Genomic DNA, 19668 nt, shown 5'->3' with positions numbered 1-19668 from the left:
TCAACACGTCGCCGGGACGCGGAAGCGAAACGGAGACGGTTCCTCCCCGGACCTGGTCCGGAAAGGCACCTGCGGACGTAGCTCAGTTGGTAGAGCACCACCTTGCCAAGGTGGATGTCGCGAGTTCGAGTCTCGTCGTCCGCTCGAAGTGGGGGATCTTCCCGACCCCCGCACTCCTGGTGGAGTGGCCGAGAGGCGAGGCAACGGCCTGCAAAGCCGTCTACACGGGTTCAAATCCCGTCTCCACCTCCAAGGACGATTAGCTCAGCGGGAGAGCGCTTCCCTGACACGGAAGAGGTCACTGGTTCAATCCCAGTATCGTCCACTGGTCCGCAAGGACCGACCCCCGGCCTTCGGGCAGGGCGGAACCCGCGCGATTAGCTCAGCGGGAGAGCGCTTCCCTGACACGGAAGAGGTCACTGGTTCAATCCCAGTATCGCGCACGCAGCACCCCGCGGCTCCTGGCCGCGGTCCCGAGGACGATTAGCTCAGCGGGAGAGCGCTTCCCTGACACGGAAGAGGTCACTGGTTCAATCCCAGTATCGTCCACATGTCAGGCCGAGGGCCGGAGCACTGCGCTCCGGCCCTCGGTCGTTGTCGGCTCACGGATGGCGTGCCCCGGCTCAGGAGGAGAACAGCATCCGGCCGAAGCCGCGGTTCCCGTGATGGCCGTGGTGTCCATGGTGGCCGTAGTGACCTTGGTGCGGGGCGCCCCACGCGGGAGCGGCCGGGTACGCCTGCGGACCGGGCGGGGGCGGCGGGGCCTGCTGGGCCCACTGGGTCTCCAGACGGGACAGCGCCTCCAGCTCCCCGTAGTCCAGGAAGATCCCCCGGCACCCGGCGCACTGCTCGATCTGCACGCCGTTGCGGTTGTACGTCTGCATCGGCGCGTGGCACTTGGGACACTGCATGTCGCTCATCTCCTGTCGGGAGGGCGGCCGCGGCCTGGCGGAACGGCCGTCCGGCGGTGACGTCCTCACCCTACGGCTCCGCCCGGTCCGCCAACTCCGGTCCTGCGCAAGCCATCCGGCCGCAGGCGGCCACGACGGCGCACTCGTCGTCGTCCAGCGGGCGGCCCGCCGTCGCGGCCTTCGCGACGGCGAGCGCCGCGGTCTGGACCGTCAGGGCGCGGGCGGGTACGTCCAGCTCCGGCCAGGGGTCGCCGTACGGGCGTACCGCGGATCCGCCGGCTGCCCGATAGGCGCCGAGGAACCGGGACCAGACGGCGGGGTCCAGCAGCCCGGTGGCGAACCAGGCGGCGGGGCGGGCCAGGTCCCATGCCGGGTCGCCGAGCCCGAGGTCGTCGACGTCGATGAGGAGCCAGGGGCCGCCGTCGGCCGGGTGCCTGACGAGCTGTCCGAGATGCAGGTCGCCGTGGCAGAGGGCGGCCGTGCGGGGCGGCGGGGCCTCGTCGCGGGCCCATGGGGGCAGCAGCGACCAGGCGCGGTCGACGGTGGTGGCGGCCCTGAGGAGGGCGGCCGCCGCCCCCGGTGCGGTGGTCGCGGCACGCATACGGGCCAGGGCGCGGGCGGCCTTCGCCGGGCCGCGCATCGGCGGGACCGGGCCGGGCAGCCGCGACGGCGCGACCCGGTGCAGGCGGGCGAGCAGCCGGGCCGTCTCCTCCCAGGGGGCGGCGTCCGGTGCGTCCGGGGAGACGGGGCTGCCGTACGGCCAGCGGGTCGCGGGGCGGCCGTCGTCGAGCAGGGTGAGCAGGCCCCCGGAACCGGTGACCGGCAGTGGCGGCAGCAGGATGCCGCGCAGGGCCGGGTGCGCGGCGATACGGAGCCGGACGGCCAGCCCGCCCGGGTCGCACTCCGGAGCGTGGGCCTTGGCCACGACATGTCCGCAGCGGACGACGGTGGCGTCGGGGCGGTCCGCGAGGACGGTGGTGGGGTGGCGGGTGGGGGCGGCGCCGCGGGCGGGTACCGGGCCGGTGCCGGGGCCGCGGGCGGGCTCCAGGCCGAGGCCGGGGCCGGTGTCACGGGCAGGTTCCGGGCCGGGGCCGGCGGCCAGGCGGGCCAGGCGGCCGGTCAGTGCTGCGGGCCCGTGCGGAGCCGCCGGTGTGCCCATCGCTCCCCCGATCGAAGCGGTACGCCGGGGATCGTACGCGGTCGGGCGGGCCCGTACCGGCCGATGGGCCGACGGGTCGGCTCCGGACAGGCCGATGGCCGGGCATCTCCCCAGATGCCCGGCCACTCGTGCCGTCCGCCGCACCCCCGTCCCCACGGGGTAGTCGGCCGGAAGATCCCCCGTCCCGGGCCGCTCTCCCAGGACCGGGGCGCCTCAGCGCCCCAGCATTCCGGCCACGGACGACGCCTGTGTCATGACGGCCTCCCAGCCGCCGAACACCACGGCGAGCAGGACCGCCAGCGGCAGCACCATGGCCACCGCGACGAGCGGATGGCGGGTACCTGAGGGCTGCCGGCCGAACGCCGAGGCGACCCTGCGCCCTTGCGTACGGACGACCGTGCGCCCAGAGATCCCTGCCACCGCCCCGCTCCCGTCGAATGTGGGCGGCGGGCGTCTGACCTCGGGGGACGAGTGCGTTCGCCCGCCGCTTGCACCCCACATTAGGCAACCGGCGGGCCCCTGGCGTCATGCCGTCGTACCTATTGGGCGGCCTCCAGGAGGATGACGGTACGCCGCGCCGCGTACTCCCCTGGGTGGAGACGCCTCCCCCGAACCCCGGGACATCCCGGAGGGGACACCTCAGCCGGCGGCCGCCTCCGACTCCTCCGTCCGCGGAACGGGGTGCTCGACCAGGGCCAGGACCCGGCTGGCCATGAACCGGGCCGTGCGCACCACCGAGCCGCTCCGGGTGACTTCGCTCACTTCCACCACTCCCCTGCGCACCGCCGTCTCGACCCTGCGGCCCGCCCTGCTCGCCACCACTTCGTACGTCCGGGTCGTGTCCCCGGCGTCCACGACGATCTCGACTCGGTCACCCTTCACCGCGTCAATCCCCCTTCCGCGACGGATCATTGGGAGCACGCACGGCAGGCCGGGCCGCGCCGCGCCCGGATTCCTCCCGCTTGTTCAGGATCCCACCCGGCACTGACAATCCGGCTGCCGACTCATGCGCGGCCTATCAGCACAGCGAGCCGTCAATCCGTAAGCTGTGCCACGTCAGACGGGACCGGGCAGCGGGGATGGACATGGCGATGATGCGGCTCCGGCGCGAGGACCCGCGTGTCGTCGGTTCGTACCGGCTGCACCGGCGTCTCGGCGCGGGCGGGATGGGCGTGGTCTACCTCGGCTCCGACAAGCGCGGGCAGCGGGTGGCCCTGAAGGTCATCCGGCCGGACCTCGCCGAGGACCAGGAATTCCGCTCGCGGTTCGCCCGCGAGGTGTCGGCCGCGCGGCGCATCCGCGGGGGCTGTACGGCGCGGCTGGTGGCCGCCGACCTCGACGCGGACCGGCCGTGGTTCGCCACGCAGTACGTCCCCGGCCCGTCGCTGCACGACAAGGTCAACGACGAAGGCCCCCTGTACCCGGCGCAGGTCGCCTCGATCGGCGCCGCGCTCTCCGAGGGCCTGCTGGCGGTGCACGACGCGGGCGTGGTCCACCGCGACCTGAAGCCGTCCAACATCCTGCTCTCCCCCAAGGGCCCGCGCATCATCGACTTCGGTATCGCGTGGGCCACCGGCGCGAGCACGCTCACGCACGTCGGTACGGCGGTCGGCTCGCCCGGCTTCCTCGCGCCGGAGCAGGTGCGGGGCGCCGCGGTGACGCCGGCGACGGACATCTTCGCGCTCGGCGCGACGCTCGCGTACGCGTGTACGGCGGACTCGCCCTTCGGCCAGGGCAGTTCGGAGGTCATGCTCTACCGCGTCGTCCATGAGGAGGCGCACCTGGGCGGCGTGCCGGACGCGTTGGCGCCGCTGCTCGCGGCCTGCCTGGCGAAGGACCCGGCGGACCGGCCGTCCACGCTGTCGCTGTCGCTGCGGCTGAAGGAGATCGCCGCGCGGGAGGCCCAGGGGCTGTCGCTGCCGGGCGGGTCCGGTGGCGAGGTGGTGCCGGGCGCCGGCGGGCGCGGGCGGGGCGGGCGCGGGCCGTCGTCCGAGCGGGGGGCCGCCGAGCGGGGGCCGTCCGACCGTGGCGCGTCGTCCGAGCGGAGCACGCCGGCCCGGGCCAGGTCCGTACGGCCGCAGGCGGACCGGCCGACCGGGAAGCGGGCGGAGGAGTACGCGCGGCAGCGGACGGAGCGGCGGGCGGCCCACACGCCTACGCCACGGCCGCAGGCGCCGCGTGGTGGAGCGCCGGGGCCGTCGGGCGGCCCGCACGCGGGAGCGCCCGGAGGTGCCGCGCCGGCGTCGCGTGGCGGCAGGCGGCCGTCCGTGCCGGGGGCACGTACCTCGGGACGAAACGGTTCGCGTCCGGCGCGGGGGCCGCGTACGGGCCCTCGTACGGGGGCGCGGACGTCGTCCGGGGGGCGTCGGCCCGGACCCGACCGGCGGCTGCTGCGTCAGCGGATCATTGTGTTCATCACGGTCACGCTGCTGGTCGCGCTGGGCATCGCGGCGGCGCAGGGGTGCCAGGGGCCGGCTCGGGGCCTGGGCGCCGAGCGGTCCGGGGTGACGTCTTCGGCCGCGGGGGCGGGCGCGTGGGCCCGTCCCGCCGTCACCCCGTAGCCGCGTCCCCCCGCCCCGCCGTCACCGCGTAGAACGCCACCGCCGCCGCGGCTCCCACGTTCAGGGAGTCGACGTCGTGGGCCATCGGGATGCGGACCCAGGTGTCGGCGGCGCGCAGTGCCTTCGGGGAGAGGCCGTCGCCCTCGGCGCCGAGCATCAGGGCCGCGCGGTCCATGCGGTGCGGGGCCACTTCGTCCAGGGGAACGGCCTCGGCGTCGGGGGTCAGGGCGAGGAGGGGGAAGCCCGCCGCACGGACCGTCTCCAGGTCGCGGGGCCAGCTCTCCAGGCGGGCGTACGGCACGGCGAAGACGGCGCCCATGGAGACCTTCACCGAACGGCGGTAGAGGGGGTCGGCGCAGTCCGGGGAGAGCAGGACGGCGTCCATGCCGAGTGCGGCCGCGCTGCGGAAGATGGCGCCGATGTTGGTGTGGTCGTTGACCGCTTCCATGACCGCGATACGGCGGGTGCCGGGGCGGGCGAGGAGTTCGGACGCCGTCGGCAGGGGCTTGCGGGCCATCGAGGCCAGGGCGCCGCGGTGCACGTGATAGCCCGTGACGCGCTCGGCGAGCGCGGGCTCGACCACGTACACCGGGGCCTCGGCCTCGTCGATGACGTCCCGCATGACGTCGACCCACTTGGCGGACAGCAGCATCGAGCGCATCAGGTATCCGGCCTGCCGGGCGCGCCGGACGACCTTCTCGCCCTCCGCGATGAACAGGCCCTCGGCCGGTTCGCGGCGGCGGCGCAGTTCGACGTCGGTCAGGCCCGTGTAGTCGCTCAGGCGGGGATCGTCCGGGTCGTCGACGGTGATGATGTCAGCCACGGGTGGGTGCCTTGTCGGTGAAGGGTTGCGGTGGGTCAGTGGGTGCGGTGCACGGCCACGACGTCGCCGATGACGATGACGGCGGGCGGCCGGACGCCTTCGGCCCGTACCGTCTCGCCGAGGGTGCCGAGGGTGGCGTCCACGCGGCGCTGGGCGGCGGTGGTGCCTTCCTGGACGACGGCCACGGGCGTGTCGGCGCCGCGTCCGTGCGCCATGAGCGTGGCGGCGATGGCGCCGCTGTTCTCGACGCCCATCAGGACGACGAGGGTGCCGCGCAGGCGGGCGAGGGCGGACCAGTCGACGGTGGAGCGCTCGTCGTCGGGGGCGACATGGCCGCTGACGACGGTGAACTCCTGGGCCACGCCGCGGTGGGTGACGGGGATGCCGGCCGCGGAGGGCACGCTGATGGAGCTGGAGATGCCGGGCACGACGGTACAGGGGATGCCGGCCTCGGCGAGGGCCTGGAGCTCCTCCATGCCGCGGCCGAAGACGTACGGGTCGCCGCCCTTGAGGCGGACCACGGACTTCCCGGCGCGGGCGTGCTCGATCAGCGCGTTGTTGATCGCTTCCTGGGCCATGAACCGGCCGTACGGGATCTTCGCGGCGTCGATGACCTCGACGTGCGGCGGGAGTTCGGCGAGCAGGTCGCGGGGGCCGAGCCGGTCGGCGATGACCACGTCGGCCTCGGCGAGCAGCCGGCGGCCGCGTACGGTGATCAGGTCGGGGTCGCCGGGTCCGCCGCCGACCAGGGCGACGCCGGTGGCGCGGGCGCGGTGGTGCGGGGCGGCGAGGGTGCCGTCGCGCAGGCCCTCGACGATGGCGTCCCGTACGGCGGCGGAGCGGCGCGGGTCGCGGCCGGTGAGGACCGCGACGGTGACGCCCTCGCTGCGGCCGGTGGCCGGCGTCCAGGCGGTGGCGGCCTCGGCGTCGTCGGAACGGACGCACCACACCCGGCGGTCCTCGGCCTCCTGGGAGGCGGCCGCGTTGGCCTCGGGGTCGTCGGTGGAGATCAGCGCGTACCAGGCTTCGGCCAGGTCACCGGGGGCGTACCGGCGGCGCTCCCAGCGGATCTCGCCGGTGTCGGCCATGGCCTCGACGGACGGCTTGGCGGACGGGGAGATCAGCAGGACGTCGGCGCCGGCGGCGACCAGGGAGGGCAGACGGCGCTGGGCGACCTGGCCGCCGCCGAGGACGACCACGCGGCGGCCGGACAGGCGCAGTCCGACGGGGTAGGCGGCGTGTTCGGCGTGCTCGGCCATGGCGGTACGGCTCCTTGTACGGGTGGCGCTGTGCGTGCGGCAGCGCTCGCGGGCGGGGGAACGGGGGACGCGTTCGCCGCTGCGGCGCTGGAGCGGCTGGTGAGGGCGGGGCGGCTGCCGCCCCGGAGGTCCGTACCTGGTGAGGGGTACGGGCCCGGCCCACAGCCTATGCGGCTGCGGGCCGGGGGTCATGCTCAGGGCCGGTGGCCCGGTGGTCAGCTCTTCTCGGTGACTCCGGCGGAGTCGAAGGTGGCGACCTCGTGCATGGCGCGGGCGGCGCTCTGCACGACGGGCAGCGCCAGCAGCGCGCCGGTGCCCTCGCCGAGCCGCAGGTCCAGGTCGACCAGCGGGCGCAGTCCGAGCTTGTTGAGCGCGGCGACGTGGCCGGGCTCGGCGCTGCGGTGGCCCGCGATGCAGGCGGCCAGCGCCTCGGGCGCGATGGCGCGGGCCACCAGGGCGGCGGCTCCGGCGCTGACGCCGTCCAGGATGACCGGCGTACGCAGCGAGGCGCCGCCGAGGATCAGGCCGGCCATCGCCGCGTGCTCCAGGCCGCCGACCGCGGCGAGGACGCCGATGGGATCGGCGGGGTCGGGGCGGTGCAGCTCCAGGGCGCGGCGCACGACGTCGACCTTGCGGGCGTGCGTCTCGTCGTTGATGCCGGTGCCGCGGCCGGTGACCTCGGCGGGGTCGGTCTCGGTGTAGACGGAGATCAGGGCGGCCGAGGTGGTGGTGTTGGCGATGCCCATCTCGCCGGTGATCAGCGCCTTGTTCCCGGCGGCCACCAGGTCGCGGGCGGTCTCGATGCCCACTTCGAGGGCGCGCAGCACCTCCTCGTGGCTCATCGCGGGGCCGACGGTGAAGTCGGCGGTGCCGGGCCGGATCTTGCGCGGCAGCAGGCCGGGGGTGGCCGGCAGGTCCGCGGCGACGCCCACGTCCACGACGCAGACCTCGGCGCCCACCTGGTTGGCGAAGGCGTTGCAGACCGCGCCGCCGCCCAGGAAGTTGGCGACCATCTGCGCGGTCACCTCCTGGGGCCAGGGGGTGACGCCCTGCGCGTGCACGCCGTGGTCGCCCGCGAAGATCGCGACGGCGGCGGGCTCCGGGATCGGCGGCGGGCACTTGCGGGACAGCCCGCACAGCTGCGCGGAGATGATCTCCAGCATGCCGAGGGCGCCGGCCGGCTTGGTCATCCGCTTCTGCCGCTCCCACGCCTCGCCGAGCGCCTTGGCGTCCAGCGGGCGGATGCCTTGCAGGGTCTCCTGGAGGAGGTCGGCGGGCGCCTCGCCGGGCAGGGCGCGGCGGCCGTACGTCTCCTCGTGGACCACCCAGGACAGCGGGCGGCGCTTGGCCCAGCCCGCCTGCATCAGCTCGGGCTCGTCCGGGAACTCGTCGACGTACCCGACGCAGAGGTACGCGACGACCTCCAGGTGGTCGGGCAGGCCCAGCTCGCGGACCATCTCCCGCTCGTCGAAGAAGCTGACCCAGCCGACGCCCAGGCCCTCGGCGCGGGCCGCCAGCCACAGGTTCTCCACCGCGAGGGCGGAGCTGTACGGGGCCATCTGGGGCTGGGTGTGCCGGCCGAGGGTGTGCCGGCCGCCGCGGGTGGAGTCGGCGGTCACCACGATGTTGACCGGCGTTTCGAGGATGGCCTCGATCTTCAGCTCGCGGAACTGCTTGGCGCGCGCCTTGGGCAGCGACTTCGCGTACGCGTCACGCTGCGCCGTCGCCAGCTGGTGCATCCGCTCCCGGGTCTCCTGCGAGCGGATGACGACGAAGTCCCAGGGCTGGGAGTGGCCGACGCTGGGGGCGGTGTGGGCCGCCTCCAGGACGCGCAGCAGCACCTCGTTGGGGATGGGGTCGGGGCGGAAGCCGTTGCGGATGTCGCGGCGCTCGCGCATGACGCGGTGCACGGCGGCCCGCTCGGAGTCGTCGTAACCGGTGGCGGGAGGGGTGGTGGGGACGGCCGGGGCGGCCGGGACGGTTTCCGTGGCGGGACCGGCTTCCGTGGCGGGGTCCGTGCCGGCTTCCGGCACGGGCTCCTGGGTGGGTTCCCCGGTGGCGGGCTCGGGCTGCGCGTCCGGGACCGGGGCCTCGGTGGTGGCGGCCGCGGCGGGCTGCTCCTGGGGGGCTTCGGCCGGGGTGGCTTCAGCCGGGGTGGCCTCGGTGTCCGGGGGGTTCTGGGCCTGCGGTGCCTCCGTGGGGGCCGGGGCGTCGCCGAGCTGGACGAGTTCGGAGACGTCCTGCTCCGGGACCGGCTGACCGGCCTCCTCCGACGCTCCGGCCTGGACGGTCACCACGGCCTCGGGGGCCGGGGTCGGGACCGGGGTCTGAGTCTCCTCGGCCACCGGAGCGGGCTGCTCCGCTTCGGCTGCCTGGGGCTGCGGCTGCTCCGCCTGGGCGGCGGGCTGCTGCGGTACGGCCGCCACGGGCACGGCGGTCCGGTCCTGCTCCGGTACGGGCACGGTGGCCTCACCCTCCACGGGGGCCGCGGGCTGCTCAGGGGCGGCCTCAGGAGTCGCGGCCGGTACATCCTGGGCCTCGGCGGCGGCCTCCTCCGGCCCGGCGGCCGGTGCGACCGCTTCCGGGGTGACCGCGGACGCCTCGGCCGGTGCCTCCTCGGCGGGCTGTATGGGCTGCGGCACCTGCGCCGCTTCCACCGGCTGCGCGCCCTCGGCGGTGCCCGTGGCGTGCGTCGTCCCGCCGGCGCCCGGCTCGGCCTGGGCCGGTTCCGCGGACTGCTCGGCCGGTACGGGCTCACCGGCAGCCGCGGGCTCGACGGCGGCCGGGGCCTGGCCGTCGGGGGCCGGCTCGGCCGCGCCCTGATCGGCCGGTACCTGCTGCTGTCCGGCTTCCACGGCAGGATCCGGCTGCGCGGCCTGCACTGCCTGCTCGGCACCGTCGGTGACCGGCTGCGGCGCGGCACCCTCCGGAGTCACGTCCGGAGTGACGCCCGGAGTCACATCCGGAGTCGCTTCCGAAGGCACACCCGGAGTCGCCTCCGTAGCCACCACCGCGACCGCCTCCGGCGCCATCCCGGCGCCGTCCGGCGCAACCTCCGGCTGGGCCGGGGCGGCCGGAGCAACCGGAGCAGCCGGAGCGACCGGGGAAGCCTGGGCAGCCGCCTCAGCCTCCCCCGCCATCTGCGCCTCCTCCGCCTCGACCGTTTCGGCGGCCTCAACCGCCTCGACCGCCTCAGCCACCTCTGTCGCCTCGGTCGTCACATCAGCCACCGCGGCCTCAGCGGCCTCATCAGCACCGCGATCGACCGTTTCTGCAACCGGAGCGGTGGCAGCCTCGGAAACGTCATCGGCCCCGGAAGCAACAACAGCCTCGGGCGCAACGCCGACCTCCGAAGCATCAGCAGCCTGAGGAGCAGCCATCGCCTCAGCCGCCCCAGCAGCCTCGGCCGCGCCCGCGTGAGCACTCGCACCCGCACCCGCATCCGCATCCGCATCCGCATCCGCGCCCGCATCCGGACCAGCCTGCATCGCGGCAGCCGCCTGCGCGGCGACCGGCGCCACCGGGGCCGCCTGCGCCGGGGCGCTGTCCCAGGACGGCGCCTGGGCGGGGATCTGGCCGAGCTGCGGTCCGGGGAGCGGTGCCGTGCCGGGGGCCGCGTACGCCTCGGCGGGCGCCTGCTGTTCGGCGGGCGCGGCGGCGGGAGCCTCCGCCTGCTGCGCGCCCTCCTCGACGTCCAGGTACTCGGGGCCGGTCGTCGGCGGGCCGGGGGTGCCGCGCACCGGGGTGTTCGGCGGGGCGCCGGCCGGGCCGCGGTCGGCGAGCGAGCGGACCACGCCGCCGGTCGCGTCGGGGACCGGCGGGCCCATGTGCAGGGGGCGGCGCGGCGGCGCGGGGGCCTGCTGCGGCGCGGCGGGCGGCGTCGCGCGTACGCCGCCCAGGTCGACGGAGGCGGAGTCGCGGCCGCCGCTCTCGTGGTCGCCGGGCTCCTGCGGCGCGGGCTCGTACGCCATGGCGCCGTGCGGCGCGGAGTCGTACGGGCCCGCCTGCCCGGGCACGGTCTGCTGGGGCTGCGCCTGCGGCGGCTGGGTCTGCTGCGGGAACTGCGGCTGGTGGTGCTGCTGCTCGCTCCCCCACGCGCCCTGGGCCCCCGGCATCAGCAGCAGGTCGTCGTCCTCGGCGCCCGCGTCCGCCGGGTCCAGGAAGGTGTACGTGTCGGGCGCCTGGGGCATCCCCGGCGGCTGCGTCGGGCCGGCATCGGCAGGGGAGGGAACGGCCGCCGGCTGCGGCTGTCCGGGCTGTCCGCCTGCGTTCTCCGGCTGCCCCTCGCCCGGGACCTGGCCGGTGTCGGTCATGCGTACCCCTCGCCCATTGGTAGTGCTCCTTCCAACCGCTCGTGCGACGCGCTCCACCGCGGCGCGCCGACCGCCCCTATAGCTAGAACGAGCGAGCGCGCCTCGCGGCACGTCCGCCCTTGAGTGCTTCATTTACGGCCAAAACCACAGCATGTTCCGGATATTGGCGTACGAAACCGAACGTGGGGCGGCGGCGCAACGATCCGCCAGCCTACCCCGCGCCGGTTGCGAGCCCGGTCACGGGTGAGCAACCCGGTAGCCGCTGAGCAGGAAGACGACGGCGCGTTCCCGCTCGACCCAGGCGGAGGTGTCCAGTTCGACGGACTGGAGCAGCGCGCACTCGGTCTCGTACCCGCCGTCGGCCAGCGCGCGGCCGATCGCCTCGGCCTCGTCGCGGGTCGACGCGTGCGTCACGATGCGCTCGGGCCGGCGGGCGGCGCAGGCGGTGACCACCGCCGCTCCCCCGCCGCCGACCCGTACGACGTCCGGTTCCGGCAGGTCCTCCAGCACCTGGGGCGCGCGGCCCGGTACGACCTGGAGCTGGACGCCGTACCGGCGGGCGACCGCGGCGGTGCGCCCGCAGGCGTCCGGGTCGGCGTCGACGGCGATGACGGCGGCCCCGAAGCGCGCGGCCTCGACGGCGGCGGCGCCGCTGCCCGAGCCGATGTCCCAGAGGAGGTCGCCGGGCCGGGGCCCGAGGCGGGCGAGCTGGGCGCTCCGCAGCTGGACGGATTCGCCTTCGTCCAGGACGCCGCCGTACGCCTGTGCGGGCAGTCCCCAGCCGCGCGGCTGCGCCGGGTAGGCGACGTCGCGCCCGGCCAGCCAGCCGCTGCCCTGGGTGGCGGCGTTGGCCCCGCCGACGACGATGACGACGTTGGGGTCGCGCCACACGTGGTCGGCGACCTTGTCGGAGGTGAGGACCGTCACCTGCTCACGCGCGGTGCCCAGTTCCTCGCAGATGACGAAGGTGCGGTGCACGCCGTCCAGCAGGAGGGCGAGTTCGGCGGGGCCGGCGCCGGGCGCGGTAAGCACCGCGACCTTGGTGTGCGCGCGGCAGACATTGACGGCCCGCCGCAGGTCGCGGCTGTGGGCGACGACGATCTGGGCGTCGTCCCAGGGCATCCCGGCGCGGGCGAAGGCCGCCGCGACGGACGAGACGGCGGGCACCACCTCGACCTCCAGGCCGTGCTCGGGTGCCCGCAGGGTCCGTACGACGCCGAAGAAGCCGGGGTCGCCGTCGGCGAGCACCACGGCGGTGCCGCGGTGCTGGGCGATGCGGCGGGCGGCCAGGCCCACGCTGCCCAGCCGGATGTGTTCGGCGTGCGGGGGGACTTCGGGGAGGGCGAGGTGGTGGGCGGCGCCGGCCACGAGGGTCGCCGCGCCGAGGGCGGAGCGGGCGGCGGCGGTCAACGGCGAACCGTCCCACCCGATCACCGTGACCCGGTCGGCCATCGTCGTCAGTCTCCTGGGCTTCGCTGGACGGAACAGGACTGGGCGGTACGGGAGCAGGACTGGGGACCACGCGGCGCACGTGCCGGACGGCTCACGCGGCAGCGGTCAGCCGGTGCCGGAGTGCTGCGGGCAGGCCGAGACTACCCCGAGAGGTACGGACCACAGCGAAGCGGGCCGGTGCTTCCGGCCGGGCAGCCCACGTCCGGCCGGTGGTTGCGGCCGGGCAGCCCGGGTCCGGCCGGTGGCTGTGGCCGCGGGACTCAGTTCCACTCGGGATAGGCGAAGCCGTTGGCGTCGGCCATCCGGCCCGGTACCCCGTCGAGGTCCTCGGGCAGCAGGCTCCAGACGATGAGGTCCGTACGGATGTCCGTCCAGCCGCCGTCCTCGGTGCGCGAGCGGGCTATCCAGGCGTTGCGCAGCACGCCCTCGCTGATGCAGCCGACCTTCTGGGCGACTTGCTGGGCGGCGGTGTTGTCGGCGGCGGTGCGCAGCTCGACCCGTTCGAACTTCTGGTCCCGGAAGAGCCACTGCGCGACGGCGAGCACGGATTCGGAGGCGTAGCCCTCGCCGCGTGCCCAGGGGGCGGTGACGTAGGCGATCTCGGTGCTCAGGATGCGCCAGTCGGTGTGGTCGAGTTCGATCGTGCCGACCAGCCGCTGGGTGAGGAATTCGGTGACGGCGAAGGCGATGCCGCGGCCTTCGGTGCGGACCGCGGCGGAGCGGCGGGTGGCCCAGTCACGGGCGGTCTCGGTGGTGTACGGGTGCGGCCGCGCGGTCCAGGCCGCGGTCAGCTCGTCGTTCATCATCTCGGTGAGCGCGGGCACGTCGGCCTCTTCGAACGGGCGAAGCACCAACCGATCCGTGCTGATGGAGATGTCCGGAAAGGTGGATGTCATGCCGCTGCTCCAACGCCGTTGACCGTGCTGCTCCGAAGTTCGGGCCCTGTTGACCGTCTTGAGTGCACCAGGATGCAGCATCCGACCGGGGATGTGCCACGCACGCGGGCCCCGGCGGCGCACGGCGCGCGCCCGGGGCCCGTCGTCGTACGGCTCAGCCGTCCGTACGGTGCTGACCTGGAGTGACGGCGGTCAGCTCTGCGGAGCGCCGAAGGCGGGGATGACCGAGCCGTCCTTGTACTTGTCCTCGATGAACTTCTTCACCTCGGGCGAGTTCAGCAACTTCGCCAGCTTCTTGACCCGCGGGTCGTCCTCGTTGCCCTTCTTGACGGCCAGGAAGTTGGCGTACGGGTTGCCCTCGGCCTTCTCCAGGGCGAGCGCGTCGGTGGAGGGCTTGAGCTGGGCGCCGATGGCGAAGTTGCCGTTGATCACGGCGGCGTCCACGTCGGCCAGGCGCGGTGCGATCTGGCCGGCCTCCAGCTCGGTGAGCTTGATGCCCTTGGCGTCCTCGACGTCGGTCAGCTTCGCGTCCGAGCCGACGCCCTTCTTGAGGGTGATGACGCCGTTGTCGGCGAGCAGCTTGAGCGCGCGGCCCTCGTTGGAGGGGTCGTTCGGCACGGAGACGGTGTTGCCGGCGGTCAGCTCGGAGAGCTTCTTGACCTTCTTCGAGTACACGCCGAGCGGCTCGATCGCGACGTTGACGACCGGCACGATGTGGGTGCCGTTCTTCTGGTTGTAGGTGTCCAGGAACGGCTTGTGCTGGAAGAAGTTCGCGTCGACCTGGCCGTCCTCGGTGACCTTGTTCGGCAGGTTGTAGTCGTTGAACTCCTTGACCTCCAGCGTGAGGCCTTCCTTCGCCGCGAGCTTGTCCTTGACGAAGTTGAGGATCGCCCCGTGCGGGGTCGGGCTGGCGGCGACGGTCAGCGGCGCGCTGCTGTCCGCCTTCTTGCCCCCGGAGGAGGACACGTCGGAGGGCGCGCTGCAGGCGCTCGCGCCGAGGGCGACGGCTGCCGCGGCCACGGCGGCCACGGTGATGTTGCGGGTGGTACGCACGAAGAGTGCCCCTATCTCGGTTTCTCGGTCACCCGGGACCGACGGTCCCGGGCGCGCCCGGCAAAGGGTCCGGGCTCCAAAGGGTCCGGTGCGGACCCGGGTCTCAGGCGCCGGCACGCTCCTTGGGAGCGTCGGCGGGTACGGCGGCTTCCGCGGGCTGTCCGGCGGCGGTGGCCGGGGCGGGCGCCTTGCGCAGTCCGACCCGTACGGAGGAGGAGCCGCGGCTGCCGCGGCCGGCCAGCCTGCGCACGATCAGGTCGCCGAGCAGCTGGACGGCGATGACCAGGACGATCAGCAGCACGATGGTGATGATCATCAGGTTGGTCTCGTACTGGAGGTAGCCGTAGGTGTAGGCCAGGTTGCCCAGGCCGCCGCCGCCCACCGCGCCGGCGATGGCGGAGTAGCCGATCAGCGTGATGACGGTGGTGGTGACGGCCGCGACCAGGGCGGGCAGGGCCTGCGGGAGCAGCACCTTGAAGACGATGGTCCAGGTGCCGCCGCCCATCGACTGGACGGCCTCGACCAGGCCGTGGTCCACCTCGCGCAGCGCGGCCTCGACCAGCCGGGCGAAGAACGGGATGGCGGCGATGACCAGGGGCACGACCGCGCCGGTGGGGCCGATGGAGACGCCGACGACCAGGCGCGTGAAGGGGATCAGCGCGACCATCAGGATCAGGAAGGGGAAGGACCGGCCGATGTTCACCACCGCGCCGATGATCTTGTTGACCACGACGTTCTGGAGGACGCCGCCGCGGTCGGTCAGGATCAGCAGGACGCCGAGCGGGATGCCGAACAGGACGGCGTAGAACGTCGACCACCACACCATGAAGAGCGTGTCGAGCGTGTTGTTGTACAGCAGCGGCTGCATCTGCGACCAGGTCACTTGGCACCTTCCTTCACCAGCGCGCCGGCGGGCGCCGTCGTCGCGGGGGCGGCCGGATCGGCGGCCACGTCCACCTGGAGGCCCTGCTCGCGCAGGAAGCCGATGGGCACGACGTTCTCCTCGAAGCGGCCGGGCAGCTCGATGCGCATCCGGCCGATCTGCTTGCCGCCGACGGTGTCCATGGCGGCGCCGAGGATGGAGATGTCCACGTTGTACGTACGGGACAGCTCGGAGATCACCGGGCGGGTGGCGGCCTCGCCGTGGAAGGTGACGTCCACGACGGTGCGGTCCGGGCCGGAGGGCTCGCCGCCGACCGGGAACAGCTCGCGGGCCAGCTCGGAGCCGGGGGTGGCGAGCAGTTCCGAGACGGTGCCCTGCTCGACGACGCGGCCGTTCTTCATCAGTGCGGCCGAGTCGCAGATCGTCTTGACGACGTCCATCTCGTGCGTGATCAGCAGCACGGTCAGGCCGAGCTGGCGGTTGAGGTCGCGCAGCAGCTGGAGGATGGAGCGGGTGGTCTCCGGGTCCAGGGCGCTGGTGGCCTCGTCGGAGAGCAGCACCTTGGGGTCGCCGGCCAGGGCGCGGGCGATGCCGACGCGCTGCTTCTGGCCGCCGGAGAGCTGGGCGGGGTAGGCCTTGGCCTTGTCGGCGAGGCCGACCAGGTCGAGGAGTTCCAGCGCCTTGCGGGAGCGCTCGCGGCGGTCGACCTTGAGGATCTCCAGCGGCAGCTCGATGTTGTCCTGGACGGTGCGCGAGGACAGCAGGTTGAAGTGCTGGAAGACCATGCCGATGTGGCTGCGGGCCGCACGCAGCGCGGCGTTGGCGCGCTGCCCCTTGCCGGCCAGCGAGGTCAGCTCCTGTCCGGCGACGGTGACCGTGCCGGAGGTGGGGCGCTCCAGGAGGTTGACGCAGCGGATGAGGGTGGACTTGCCGGCGCCGCTCTGGCCGATGACGCCGTACACCTCGCCCTCGCGGACGTGCAGATCGACGCCGTCCAGGGCGGTGACTTCGCGGTCTCCTGAGCGGTAGACCTTGGTCAGGCCCGTTGTGGTGATCACAGGGAATTCCGTCACTGTCGTGTGCCGGGCGGCTCGCCCGCCGGGCACGGGGCATTCATGGCTGAGTGCGGCATGGAGGACCGAGAGGGGGCGCTGTGGGCGCGGTGGCCCGGCTTCGGGTTCCGGTGACGCGGGGCGGCCAGGGCCGTGGCGTACGGACGGGCGTACGGTTCGCACGGCGCAAGGCGGCGGGTCTCGCTTCGGGGCGCGAGGCTCGGCGGGGGCCCTCAGCGGTCACACATTCGACACATGCAACGAGCACCGGGCGTCAGGGGCGCCTCGGTCGCAGGGGTGCGGTTGCTCGTCGTGGTCATGTTCGCCAGTAAACCAGACAGGCGTACGGACCGATCAAGCCTGTCCGTATGCCGGACACGTCCGACCGAGGCGTGGACGGCGCCTCAGTCCGCCGTGACGATCTCCAGCCCGTCCGCCGTGGCCTGCACGGACACCGCCGACAGGTCCGCGACGAGCACGTCGGCGGACAGCTCGCCGGCCCGGTGCGTTGTGGTCAACGCCACGGTGGTCATGCCGGCCGCGCGGCCGGCCGCCAGCCCGGCGGGCGCGTCCTCGAAGACCACACAGCGGGCCGGGTCCACCCCCAGCCGCCGGGCGGCCAGCAGGAACGGCTCGGGGTCCGGCTTGCCGCGGGTGATGTCGTCGGCGGCTATCAGGGTCTTCGGGTGGATGCCGACCTCGGCGAGCCGGGCCTCCGCGAGGCGTGAGGTGGCGGAGGTGACCACCGCCCACCGCTCCGGCGGCAGCTGGGCCAGCAGCTCCAGGGTGCCGGGCAGCGCCACCACGCCGCCCGCGACGTCCTCGACCTCCAGCTGCTCGATACGGGCCAGCGCCTCGGGTATCCGGGCGGCGGGCAGCAGATCGGCGATGATCTCGGCGGCCGGGCGGCCGTGCAGTTCGACGCGGGCGAAGTCCTCGGCCGTGATGCCGTACTCCCCGGCCCACCGGGCCCAGCAGCGCTGGACGGAGTCGATGGAGGAGACGAGGGTGCCGTCATTGTCGAACAGCAGCGCGGCTGCGGAGATCTTCATGCTGCGCCAGCGTACGTGACGCGGGGTGACCGGCCGGGGGCCGGTCGCCGGTGACCGAGAGTGACCGGCTGGTGGGGGCGAGGGTGACCGGCGGGGCCGCGCATCAGGGGCGGCGGCCCGCCGTTTAAAGTCGCCTCATGGCCATTTCTTCCACTGCGCGCACCCGCGCCGCGCGGAGGTCCCGGTGATCGACGCGCTGACGGTCGCGATCGGCGTGACCGCGCTCGCCCTGGCCGCCTGGTGCGGCTTCGCCGCGTACCGCGACGAGCCGACGAAGGACTGGCACTTCATCGGCATGGCCGTGGTCTCCCTGCTGGGCGTGGTCCAACTCATCGTCGGACTGGTGCAGTTGGGGGGCGGTCAGACACCGAAGGACGGTACGGCGATCTTCGTCGCCTATCTGATCGGGGCGGCAGCCTGCGTACCGGCCGCCGGTTTCCTGTCGCTCTCGGAGCGCACCCGCTGGGGCTCGGCGACCGTCGCGGCGGGCGCGGTGGTCCTCGCCGTACTGGAAGTGCGGCTGTTCGACATCTGGGGAGGCGGCCATGCCTGAGACGTCCACGGGAGCCCGCTCCCCCGAATCCCTGCCGGACGGCGCCGCCGGGAAGCGGCGCTCGCTGGGCACCGGACCGGGGCGGCTGCTGGTCGCCCTGTACGGCGTCTTCACCGTCGCCGCCGCGTCGCGCGCTGCCTACCAGCTGATCGCCCAGTTCGACCGGGCGCCGCTGGCGTACATCCTGTCCGCGGTCTCCGCGGTGCTCTACGCCTTCATCCTGTTCTCGTTGGTGCGCGGCGGCGACGGGGCGCGCAGGGCCGCGGTCGTGTGCTGCGCGCTGGAGCTGATCGGCGTGCTCGGCGTCGGTACGTGGACGCTGGTGGACCGCTCCGCCTTCCCGGACGCCACCGTCTGGTCGAACTTCGGGATGGGCTACCTCTTCATCCCGATCTTCCTGCCGGTGACCGGCCTGCTGTGGCTGCGGCGGGCCCGCCGGGCGTGACGCGTTCCCCGGCGGGCCCGTACCGCGCGGCTCCGGCCGGTCAGGCGCTCGCCACGTAGTCCTGCGGCGCACCGTCCGCCGCGGGTCCGGCGGCGACCGCCTCCTTCTCCAGCGTGACCAGGCTGAGCCGGGTGCTGAGCTGTTCGGTGCCGACGGGCGTGTAGCCGTGGCTGCGGTACAGGCGCAGGTTGCCCTCGCTGCGGTGGCCGGTGGACAGGCGGTAGCGCTTGGCGGAGCGTTCGGCGGTCAGCCGCTCCTCGACAGCGGTGAGCAGCCGGCCGCCGAGGCCGTGGCGCTGCATCCGCGGGTGGACGACGAGCGTGCCGATGGCGGCGGTGCCGTCGGCGTCGACCGTGCCGCGCACCGCCCCGACGACCTCCGTGCCGAGCCGGGCCACCACCACGCAGGCGTCGCTCAGTTCGGCACGCAGGTCATCCAGGGTCTGGGTGAGCGGCTGGATCGAGTAATCGTCGTACAGCGCGGCCTCCGGCTGGTAGCAGAGGTACTGGAGTTTGAGGATCTGCTCGGCGTCCTGGTCGGTCGCCGCAGAGATGGTCACGCTCATGCCCATGCGCGAGTGCCTCCCCTTATTCGGTTCGGTGCGCCCGGGCGTGCAGAGGGTGTGAGGGTACGCCCGGACCGGTTGCCCTGACCGGCGGAGGCGTGTGGTGCACGCCGCCGTCATGGCGGGGCTGACGCTGCTGCTTCCGGACTCCCCGGATTCGCGCAGCGGCAACCTCCGCCGTGAGCATTCTGCGCAGGCATCCCAGGCAACGGGAACGGACCGGCCCCAAGCTCCCTTGTGACATTCCCAACTCAGATGAGATCTCCCGGTAGGTGAGGTCGGAGCGCGAGAGCAGGGCGCGCACCAGGGCGGGGCAGCGTCCGGGAAGCCGTTCGACGGCGGCGAGCAGCGCCCGCCGCTCCTCGGTCTCCAGTGCCGCGCGTTCGGCGACGGGGGCGATCACGGGCTGTGGTCCGGTGGGGTCGTACGGGACCTCCCGCAGCGCCAGCCGCCGTGCGCCGCGGGCTTCGGCGCGGACCGCGCGGCGCAGCCAGCGGGCGGGTTCGGCGGGCGGCCCGGCTTCCCGGGTGTGCTCCAGCAGCCGGGTCCACACGCTCTGTTCGAGGTCGTCGGCGTCGGCTCCGGCGGCGGGCGCCTCGGCCGCGACTTCGGCGGTCAGCAGGGGGCGCAGCGTACGAATGAGGTCGTGGTCCGTGGTGGCGTGCCGCATGGCCTGCGAGACGTGGCGGCG

General features: G+C 74.0%; 17 protein-coding genes, 5 tRNA genes and 1 pseudogene. 8 read left to right on the top strand and 15 right to left on the bottom strand.

Features of this window, described 5'->3' with window-relative positions; translation table 11 throughout:
* Window positions 1-71 precede the first annotated feature (71 nt).
* From AB0L45_RS21235 to AB0L45_RS21215, 5 genes are all read left to right on the top strand, one after another.
* A tRNA-Gly gene (locus tag AB0L45_RS21235) sits at window positions 72-144 on the top strand.
* A gap of 34 nt (window positions 145-178) precedes the next feature.
* Window positions 179-252: transfer RNA gene (locus AB0L45_RS21230), tRNA-Cys, on the top strand.
* A 1-nt stretch (window position 253) separates the two neighbouring features.
* A tRNA-Val gene (locus tag AB0L45_RS21225) sits at window positions 254-325 on the top strand.
* 46 nt (window positions 326-371) lie between these two features.
* Window positions 372-443 (top strand) — tRNA-Val (locus AB0L45_RS21220).
* 34 nt (window positions 444-477) lie between these two features.
* Window positions 478-549: transfer RNA gene (locus tag AB0L45_RS21215), tRNA-Val, on the top strand.
* Window positions 550-623: 74 nt separating this feature from the next.
* Here the strand turns inward: AB0L45_RS21215 and AB0L45_RS21210 are convergent.
* From AB0L45_RS21210 to AB0L45_RS21195, 4 genes are all read right to left on the bottom strand, one after another.
* Window positions 624-911: a zf-TFIIB domain-containing protein gene (locus tag AB0L45_RS21210; RefSeq protein WP_365842078.1), complete on the bottom strand. Its 288-nt coding sequence runs from the start codon at window positions 909-911 to the stop codon at window positions 624-626.
* 70 nt (window positions 912-981) lie between these two features.
* The gene (locus AB0L45_RS21205) at window positions 982-2070 is read right to left on the bottom strand and encodes an aminoglycoside phosphotransferase family protein (RefSeq protein ID WP_365842076.1); all 1089 of its coding nucleotides are present in this window, start codon (window positions 2068-2070) and stop codon (window positions 982-984) included.
* A gap of 213 nt (window positions 2071-2283) precedes the next feature.
* Window positions 2284-2490: a hypothetical protein gene (locus tag AB0L45_RS21200; protein ID WP_365842074.1), complete on the bottom strand. Its 207-nt coding sequence runs from the start codon at window positions 2488-2490 to the stop codon at window positions 2284-2286.
* A gap of 219 nt (window positions 2491-2709) precedes the next feature.
* Entirely contained in the window at window positions 2710-2952 is a 243-nt protein-coding gene (locus AB0L45_RS21195) for a hypothetical protein (RefSeq protein ID WP_365842072.1), read from the bottom strand.
* Between the two features lie 197 nt (window positions 2953-3149).
* On the opposite strand from AB0L45_RS21195, the gene AB0L45_RS21190 reads away from it, so the two are divergent.
* Window positions 3150-4631, top strand: a complete 1482-nt coding sequence (locus AB0L45_RS21190) for a protein kinase (RefSeq protein WP_365842070.1) — start codon at window positions 3150-3152, stop codon at window positions 4629-4631.
* On the opposite strand, the gene AB0L45_RS21185 is transcribed toward AB0L45_RS21190, so the two are convergent.
* The 9 genes from AB0L45_RS21185 to AB0L45_RS21145 form a co-directional block, all read right to left on the bottom strand.
* Complete coding sequence (locus AB0L45_RS21185; protein WP_365842068.1) at window positions 4621-5454, bottom strand: RNA methyltransferase; 834 nt, start codon at window positions 5452-5454, stop codon at window positions 4621-4623. The genes AB0L45_RS21190 and AB0L45_RS21185 overlap by 11 nt on opposite strands.
* A 35-nt stretch (window positions 5455-5489) precedes the next feature.
* A complete protein-coding gene (gene cobA / locus AB0L45_RS21180; RefSeq protein ID WP_365842066.1) occupies window positions 5490-6713 on the bottom strand; it encodes a uroporphyrinogen-III C-methyltransferase in 1224 nt (407 codons plus the stop codon).
* Window positions 6714-6928: 215 nt separating this feature from the next.
* Complete coding sequence (gene cobT / locus AB0L45_RS21175; protein ID WP_365842064.1) at window positions 6929-11026, bottom strand: nicotinate-nucleotide--dimethylbenzimidazole phosphoribosyltransferase; 4098 nt, start codon at window positions 11024-11026, stop codon at window positions 6929-6931.
* A 237-nt stretch (window positions 11027-11263) separates the two neighbouring features.
* Window positions 11264-12478: a precorrin-6y C5,15-methyltransferase (decarboxylating) subunit CbiE gene (gene cbiE, locus AB0L45_RS21170; protein ID WP_365842062.1), complete on the bottom strand. Its 1215-nt coding sequence runs from the start codon at window positions 12476-12478 to the stop codon at window positions 11264-11266.
* A 260-nt stretch (window positions 12479-12738) separates the two neighbouring features.
* Entirely contained in the window at window positions 12739-13374 is a 636-nt protein-coding gene (locus tag AB0L45_RS21165; RefSeq protein WP_365842060.1) for a GNAT family N-acetyltransferase, read from the bottom strand.
* A gap of 192 nt (window positions 13375-13566) precedes the next feature.
* A complete protein-coding gene (locus AB0L45_RS21160; protein ID WP_365842058.1) occupies window positions 13567-14427 on the bottom strand; it encodes a MetQ/NlpA family ABC transporter substrate-binding protein in 861 nt (286 codons plus the stop codon).
* A gap of 103 nt (window positions 14428-14530) precedes the next feature.
* A complete protein-coding gene (locus AB0L45_RS21155; protein WP_365842056.1) occupies window positions 14531-15310 on the bottom strand; it encodes a methionine ABC transporter permease in 780 nt (259 codons plus the stop codon).
* Entirely contained in the window at window positions 15307-16368 is a 1062-nt protein-coding gene (locus AB0L45_RS21150; protein ID WP_365842055.1) for an ATP-binding cassette domain-containing protein, read from the bottom strand. The genes AB0L45_RS21155 and AB0L45_RS21150 overlap by 4 nt, the downstream gene beginning before the upstream one ends.
* A gap of 398 nt (window positions 16369-16766) precedes the next feature.
* Complete coding sequence (locus AB0L45_RS21145; protein WP_365842053.1) at window positions 16767-17414, bottom strand: HAD-IA family hydrolase; 648 nt, start codon at window positions 17412-17414, stop codon at window positions 16767-16769.
* 184 nt (window positions 17415-17598) lie between these two features.
* On the opposite strand from AB0L45_RS21145, the gene AB0L45_RS21140 reads away from it, so the two are divergent.
* Together AB0L45_RS21140 and AB0L45_RS21135 are read left to right on the top strand one after the other, a co-directional pair.
* Window positions 17599-17967, top strand: a complete 369-nt coding sequence (locus tag AB0L45_RS21140) for a hypothetical protein (RefSeq protein ID WP_365842051.1) — start codon at window positions 17599-17601, stop codon at window positions 17965-17967.
* A complete protein-coding gene (locus tag AB0L45_RS21135; protein WP_365842049.1) occupies window positions 17960-18412 on the top strand; it encodes a hypothetical protein in 453 nt (150 codons plus the stop codon). Before AB0L45_RS21140 ends, AB0L45_RS21135 begins: the two co-directional genes overlap by 8 nt.
* A gap of 40 nt (window positions 18413-18452) precedes the next feature.
* Here the strand turns inward: AB0L45_RS21135 and AB0L45_RS21130 are convergent, their stop codons facing one another.
* Together AB0L45_RS21130 and AB0L45_RS21125 are read right to left on the bottom strand one after the other, a co-directional pair.
* On the bottom strand, window positions 18453-18983 hold the full coding sequence (locus AB0L45_RS21130) for a GNAT family N-acetyltransferase (protein WP_365842047.1): 531 nt from the start codon (window positions 18981-18983) through the stop codon (window positions 18453-18455).
* 142 nt (window positions 18984-19125) lie between these two features.
* Window positions 19126-19647: pseudogene (locus AB0L45_RS21125) on the bottom strand (sigma-70 family RNA polymerase sigma factor); the annotation flags it as partial.
* Between the last annotated feature and the right edge of the window lie 21 nt (window positions 19648-19668).

It is taken from the genome of Streptomyces sp. NPDC052496 (genome assembly GCF_040679095.1).
Classification (GTDB): domain Bacteria; phylum Actinomycetota; class Actinomycetes; order Streptomycetales; family Streptomycetaceae; genus Streptomyces.
This window is presented reverse-complemented; position numbering and strand designations above follow the sequence as displayed.

Bases quoted from the DNA above. Each gene is read 5' to 3' on its own strand.
- AB0L45_RS21210 (WP_365842078.1), bottom strand. From the start codon at position 911: ATGCAGTGTCCCAAGTGCCACGCGCCGATGCAGACGTACAACCGCAAC.
- AB0L45_RS21205 (WP_365842076.1), bottom strand. From the start codon at position 2,070: ATGGGCACACCGGCGGCTCCGCACGGGCCCGCAGCACTGACCGGCCGC.
- AB0L45_RS21190 (WP_365842070.1), top strand. From the start codon at position 3,150: ATGGACATGGCGATGATGCGGCTCCGGCGCGAGGACCCGCGTGTCGTC.
- cobA (WP_365842066.1), bottom strand. From the start codon at position 6,713: ATGGCCGAGCACGCCGAACACGCCGCCTACCCCGTCGGACTGCGCCTG.
- cobT (WP_365842064.1), bottom strand. From the start codon at position 11,026: ATGACCGACACCGGCCAGGTCCCGGGCGAGGGGCAGCCGGAGAACGCA.
- cbiE (WP_365842062.1), bottom strand. From the start codon at position 12,478: ATGGCCGACCGGGTCACGGTGATCGGGTGGGACGGTTCGCCGTTGACC.
- AB0L45_RS21165 (WP_365842060.1), bottom strand. From the start codon at position 13,374: ATGACATCCACCTTTCCGGACATCTCCATCAGCACGGATCGGTTGGTG.
- AB0L45_RS21145 (WP_365842053.1), bottom strand. From the start codon at position 17,414: ATGAAGATCTCCGCAGCCGCGCTGCTGTTCGACAATGACGGCACCCTC.
- AB0L45_RS21135 (WP_365842049.1), top strand. From the start codon at position 17,960: ATGCCTGAGACGTCCACGGGAGCCCGCTCCCCCGAATCCCTGCCGGAC.
- AB0L45_RS21130 (WP_365842047.1), bottom strand. From the start codon at position 18,983: ATGGGCATGAGCGTGACCATCTCTGCGGCGACCGACCAGGACGCCGAG.